This is a genomic window from Rhodopirellula maiorica SM1 (genome assembly GCF_000346295.1).
Classification (GTDB): Bacteria; Planctomycetota; Planctomycetia; order Pirellulales; family Pirellulaceae; genus Novipirellula; species Novipirellula maiorica.
In genome coordinates this window covers 1-5,904 of sequence record NZ_ANOG01000698.1, presented here as the reverse complement: position 1 = coordinate 5,904, position 5,904 = coordinate 1, and the positions used below count along the sequence as shown (strand labels likewise).

At 53.5% G+C, this 5,904-nt stretch carries 4 protein-coding genes; all 4 read right to left on the bottom strand.

What is annotated here, in order from left to right; translation table 11 throughout:
- Positions 1–20: 20 nt before the first annotated feature.
- The gene (locus RMSM_RS22515; RefSeq protein WP_008701795.1) at positions 21–716 is read right to left on the bottom strand and encodes a DNA alkylation repair protein; all 696 of its coding nucleotides are present in this window, start codon (positions 714–716) and stop codon (positions 21–23) included.
- Between the two features lie 58 nt (positions 717–774).
- Positions 775–2,658 carry a Xaa-Pro dipeptidyl-peptidase gene (locus tag RMSM_RS22510; protein WP_236622265.1) on the bottom strand — a complete coding sequence of 628 codons (1,884 nt, stop codon included), beginning with the start codon at positions 2,656–2,658 and terminating at the stop codon, positions 775–777.
- A gap of 98 nt (positions 2,659–2,756) precedes the next feature.
- Positions 2,757–4,388, bottom strand: coding sequence for an arylsulfatase (locus RMSM_RS22505; RefSeq protein ID WP_144057875.1), 1,632 nt, complete (start codon positions 4,386–4,388; stop codon positions 2,757–2,759).
- A 609-nt stretch (positions 4,389–4,997) separates the two neighbouring features.
- Positions 4,998–5,300: a hypothetical protein gene (locus RMSM_RS22500; protein ID WP_144057874.1), complete on the bottom strand. Its 303-nt coding sequence runs from the start codon at positions 5,298–5,300 to the stop codon at positions 4,998–5,000.
- Positions 5,301–5,904 lie beyond the last annotated feature (604 nt).

The following is a 5,904-nucleotide window of genomic DNA, read 5'->3' as shown; positions in this document are numbered from 1 at the left end:
ATGGCCCCAACTGAAGGACGCTAGCAAGGCCGGCGTTTTCGTTTCGCCGAGTTTAATGCTCGTTCGATGTACGCGGCCGCGTCGGGCGTCTTGCAACTCGTTTCCCCATGATCGACCGAAACCTTGCCGATCGCTTTGGCAACGCGAATCGCTTGGTCGTGATACGCGGGCAAACTGATCCCAATCGAAATCAACGCTTGATTCATCGCGTGCCTTGCCTGATTGGGCATGTCGTGAATCGTGGTTTCGATTCGTTCCAACGCGGCGTCGACAAATTCCTGGGGCACGTTGGCTGCATCATGCACCATCCAACTCGCAAGCAGCGTGTAGCCAGCAGCCAAAGATCGCTCCTGGCGACTCTTGGACCATTTCTTCCATTTCGCCGCCGCGAACGAACTGCGTGATGCTAGATCCGCCAGCATCCCTACCAACAGTGAATACTGCATCGTCTTCAGCCATGCGTCGATTTGACGTGATGACACTTGCTGCGGATCCGCGATTAACAACGCCAACGTCATGGCGTCGCTATTGCCCGTTTCCATCAAAGCTTCCGCTAGCACAGAGTCGCCTCGGTGGCGTTTTTGCAACGGACGCAAATCGCCGAACTTGACGCCAAACACAGGCTCGGATGCCCCGTGGCGCAAATAGGTTTTTCGCGTCTGGGCGGAACCCAGCGATTCGAGTTCCGCCATGACATCGTCAAGCGATGTGTTCATTGCTAGCCACCACTTGCAATAAGGTTATCGGTTCCGGAACGGTTACCGGTATCCGGAACTAGGGATGTGCCGATTTTGCCACCGGTTCGGGGGCGGCGTCCTCGGACTTCGTTTCCATCGACTTCTTGAACGCCTCGATCCCGCCCACCACCGGCAAACTCAACCGCGTCGCATCAAGATCGACGGTCAATTCGGTTCCGGGCGTTGGCCACAGAGTCACATTGCGATCACTCGAAAAGATCATCAGTCCTATCTGCTGGCCCTTCGCAATAATCTGGTCGTCTGGCTGAAGATCAAATTTCACGTCATAGAATTTACCTGGTTCAAGCGGTTCACTCTCGCGAATCGAACGCTGGTTCTGAGGATCCGCCCAACCGCGGGTAATGATGTTTTCAGTGATATGTGCCTTTTTGTTGTTGTTCCATGGCAGTGACACCAGCCAAACCGATAGATTGGCAAAAGGCTTGCTGCTGGCCAATTTCAACTCGATCTTTGGCGTCCCAGACAAATGCAGTGGCTCGCTAAGCGTTTCAGAAACATAGATCAGACGGTGTTCTGTCCATTCGGCCTGGGCCAGCGATTCGCCACTGAACGAAAAGTTGTCGACCAACTTTTCGGTTCCTTGGCTCGATTCCGCCTCGAGAACCAGCGTGCCTCGTTCGGGGGCGCCGGCAGTCGGTCGTAGCGTGACCATCGATGCGGCGGGGTTAGGGTAATCTTCGTACGATGTTGGATTTTCATGTTTGGCATCCTCTCGTACGATCCAGGCTCGCGGATCTTTCTCGACGCCGTTTTCGACCCCGTGCAGAAACCGAGTGAACCATCGATTCATCAATTTCATGGGTGGTGGGCCACCATGGCCGTCCTGGTGATAGTAGGTCTGCACCGGAACCCCTTTAGCCTTGACCGCTTGATAGATGCGATTGCTGTGTTCCGGAACGACGTTCCAATCATTGAACCCATGCGACATCAACAGCGCTGCTTTCATCGGACCGAGGTCATGGATGTAGTCGCGTTTTGCCCAAAAGTCGTTGTAATCACCACTGACACGATCCATGCCTTCGGCCATTTCTTTGTCGCGAACTTCACAATCACAATACTCGCGTCGTGCCGCATTTCCGCTGTGAATAAAGTCGTACAGGTAGTCAACGTCCTCACCCAGGTAACCGCCCGGGTGACGCACCAAGCCGTTGGATCGATAGTAGTGATAGTACGACGTGTTGGGAGCAACCGGGATGATTGCTTCGAGTCCTTCGACGCCCGTGGTCGCTGCCGCAAGCGGGATCGTGCCGTTATAGGACGTTCCCGTCATGCCGACTTTGCCGGTGCTCCAATACGCCGTCACAGGCTCGTCGCCGTCCACTGTCGTGTAACCTTTTCCGCGACCGCAAAGCCAATCGATGACTGCCTTGGGTGCGAGTGACTCGTTGTCGCCACCGATCGTCGGACAACCTTCGGACAGTCCGGTTCCCGGCGACGAAGAATGGACAACGATGTAGCCCCGTGGCAGCCAATCGGCAACATGTTTCTTGGAAATGATCGGTCGCTGGATCTTCAGTTCGATCTCAGGCATATGCTCGCGAGGTGGCGGCACCTCTCCGAGTTCATGTCGCGTGTTCCAAAAATACTTTTCGTCGGAATCGCCAACGCCACAGTAGTACGGGCTCGAGCCATAGACCACCGGCAATTTCAAGCCTTCGGTATCGGTTTGGCAAGGCCGCGTCACGTCCACGTGCATGCGATCAAGTTTGCCGTCGCCGTCGGAATCAAATTCGGTTTCAACCCACAAGTCGTGGCGAATCCAAAAATCGGGATCCTTGAACTCTTCGACGATTTGGGCTTCACCATCTTTAAAGACTGGCTTGGCGCGTTTTGTCTCTTTGCCATGGATCGTCACGGTCGTGACCAGATTTAAAATGGCGACGATCGTTAGCGATCTCATTAAACTCGGTTTCATATTGCTGTTTGTCTTGCGAAGTCAGTAGGAACAGTTAGGGTCAGTGAACAATGACAAGCGAAGCTAATCTTATCCGCTCAAGATTAGTTCGCCATCCGGCGAGTGCGTTTGTCATAGATGGGAAGTGCAAAATCGGGCTCGACGGATCGGGTTTCCAAGTACGTTGCCTCCAGCCGCTTGACGACTTCTGGGTGCTCGGTTGCGACATCGTGTTGTTCGCTGCGATCAGCGTCCAGGTCATAGAGTTCCCAATCGCCGGGATTCTTTTTCAGCAGGTTTCGCCGGACGGCTTTCCAATTGCCATCACGAATGGCCACGATGCCGCCATAGTTGTGGAAATCCCAGATCATCGGACTTTCTCGCGTTGGCGTTGATGTGGAATTCAGTTCCGGTAACAAATTGATCCCGTCGAGCATGACATTCGATGTGAGGTCGCTGTTTTCTAGATCGACCTTTGCGACCGCGCTGAGCGTGACGAACCAATCCGGAAAATAGGACGGCAATTCGGTGACGCTGTTTTCTTTGACGTGGCCCGGCCATTTGACAATACAGGGAACGCGAATGCCGCCTTCGTAACAACTGCCCTTAAAACCTCGCAATCCGCCTGTCGAATTGAAGAACGTACAGGCGGCACCGCCAATGTGAAAACGTGGATCGCGGCCACCATGAGTCGGGCCATTGTCCGATGTGAAGACAACCAGCGTGTTTTCACTCAAACCATGCTGCTCTAACCGCTCTAGGATCGTGCCGACGTGTTCATCCAGATCCGAGATCATCGCCGCGTAACCTGCCCGCGGCCGAGGATGCGGCAAGTATCCATTTTCACCCCGGTAAGGCCCATTCTCTTCGTCCCAAGATTCGGGGTATTGGTCTAGCCATTGCTGCGGCGGTTGCATCGCAACGTGGGGTTCAACAAAGGGCAAGTACAGAAAGAACGGTTCATTTTTGTGCTTGTCGATAAACTTTGTCGCTTCGGCAAGGATCAAATCCGGTGCGTAATTCTTTGCCCGGTAATCTTCTGCAACCACCTCGCCATCAGGTTTGCGATCGTGGCCCGGAATCGGGTAGGGATTGATTTGCACTTCGCGTTCGTTGCTGTCCAAAAACGGCGGGTAATAACTATGGGCGTTCCGCTGGCAATTGTATCCATAGTAACGATCAAAGCCCTGCTTGATCGGCGACCCCGATGTGTTCGAGGGGCCCAGTCCCCACTTGCCAAACGCTCCGGTGACATAGCCTGCCTCCTTTAGCACTTCCGCGATGGTGACGGCATCGTCGGTGATCGGCCATTGGCCTGGGAAGATGCGGCCGTTTCCCGAATCACGATTTCCACGAATTTGGGCATGCGCCAGATTTTGTCCCGTCATCAGCACGCAACGAGCCGGTGCACATACAGGGGCGCCCGTGTAGTGTTGGGTGAACCGCATCCCCTCGCTGGCAAGACGATCAATGTTGGGAGTACGGATTTTTTGTTGTCCGTAGCAACCAAGTTCTCCATACCCCAGATCGTCGGCCAGGATGAAAACAATGTTCGGTTGAGCTTCCGTACTGGCCCAAGCGAAATTTGATCCTGTAAACAGGACGCCGATGGTGAATACGATCGGAAGCAACAAGCGGACAGGCAGGGGTGAGTCCGAATGCCCCGCAACGGCGTGGCTGATCGATTTCTTTTGTGGTGAAGGAAACGAAGGGGCGAAACAGAACGATCGAATCATGGGAAGTTTTTTTGCGATGGCGTGGATGCGGCGACCGCTAGGCCGGCGAGATGTTCTTTTAGCAATCGCAGTATAAGTAACGAACACGTCCGATGCACAAAGCATCCGCAGCGAGCAGAAAAGTCATGGGAAATTTGTTGATCAACGCGCGATTTTAATGTTAAAGCGTCGAAGTTTTGCAGCGTTGACCCGAGGGGGCCGGTACTCGTTCCGTTATCTCGGCGGTTTTCTCGCCGCCTACCGTGGCAATCGATCATGCGACGTTTGCCGCAAGCGAAATTGCGGCATGCGAAGATCTTTTGGAGAAAGGACTCTCGACGGCTTGTTGAATTAGTTTGACTTTAGAATGCTTCGTTTAACCCTTAGCCGATAGGCGTACGCTAACGGATGCGAGTACGCCTTCGGAGACTGTTAAACGATGATATCAACAAGCCGTTAAGGATTTTCACGGCAGAGAATCGACGATGAAGTCGTGTTGATTCCCTGAGGGGGCTCAGTGCCATCGCTGTTAGCAGCGCCCCACAAAAACTTCGATGCTGCTTTTGAGCTCATCGAACGAATCGATTTGGCGTTGCTGGAAAAAGCAATGCCAAGTTTCGTGTGCAACGACTATCGCTGGAGACTGTTGGAACTGGACGCCGACAAGTTTTGGGGCAACATTCCTGTTGGGGTGCTACGCAGGCTCGATTCTGGATTTCGTGAAGCGGGGCGAAAAAACGCATTGAGTTCGCAATGCAGTTTCACGCAATCGAGATAACGTTGCCGTGAATCGGCATCGTTTTGCAATAGTTTTTCGAGTCGTTGAAGATCCGTATCGGAAATGTGGTTGTCGAGCATCTTCCAGCTGAGTTCTTCGACTTCGTCCATGTCAAAGCTGGCGTCGTTCGCCGAGGTGCTTGAGTTCATTATCATGTTGGGCTTCCCCTATCTCAGTTCGTTTATCAATTATCAATCGTCGAGGTTGATCGAGACGATTGGATATCGTTGGGATCGGCTGATAGTGTTCGCGATGTCCGTGAAGATGTCGCCAATCGAGCGTTGTTATCAGGTAAAAAACTGCGGATACCGCTCGTGCGACCTGGGAAGCTAGTAGCAACTGATACACCAATACAACATGTCGTTTTCGTTTGGGCGTCAGAAGTCTCCTTCGGTGCAAGTTAAGGTTGCACGCGTTCAAACCAATGCAAAAGAAGCGAAATCTCTGCCGACAAAAACGGCAGGTTCGCTGGAATTTTGTGCAGCAATTGTGGGCACCTGTGGCAGCGAAGAGAGCAAACGCATGACCTTTGTGTAGGGTGGTTCCCCCCGATAGAGACGACGACGCTGGTGGCAACCGAGTGGCCGTGTGGGCAAACGTCATCAGGGTTTACGAAGAAACTTACTAGCGCATCCGTAGGCCGGAACGCAGCGAAGCGAAGATCCGGCATCGGCGCTAGTAACGGACGTGAATTCATGTTCGGTCGCCGGATCGGCGTCGCTTTGGGCGACTTGATCCGGCCTACAAAGTCGCCCGGCG

Bases quoted from the DNA above. Each gene is read 5' to 3' on its own strand.
- RMSM_RS22515 (WP_008701795.1), bottom strand. From the start codon at position 716: ATGAACACATCGCTTGACGATGTCATGGCGGAACTCGAATCGCTGGGT.
- RMSM_RS22505 (WP_144057875.1), bottom strand. From the start codon at position 4,388: ATGATTCGATCGTTCTGTTTCGCCCCTTCGTTTCCTTCACCACAAAAG.
- RMSM_RS22510 (WP_236622265.1), bottom strand. From the start codon at position 2,658: ATGAGATCGCTAACGATCGTCGCCATTTTAAATCTGGTCACGACCGTG.
- RMSM_RS22500 (WP_144057874.1), bottom strand. From the start codon at position 5,300: ATGATAATGAACTCAAGCACCTCGGCGAACGACGCCAGCTTTGACATG.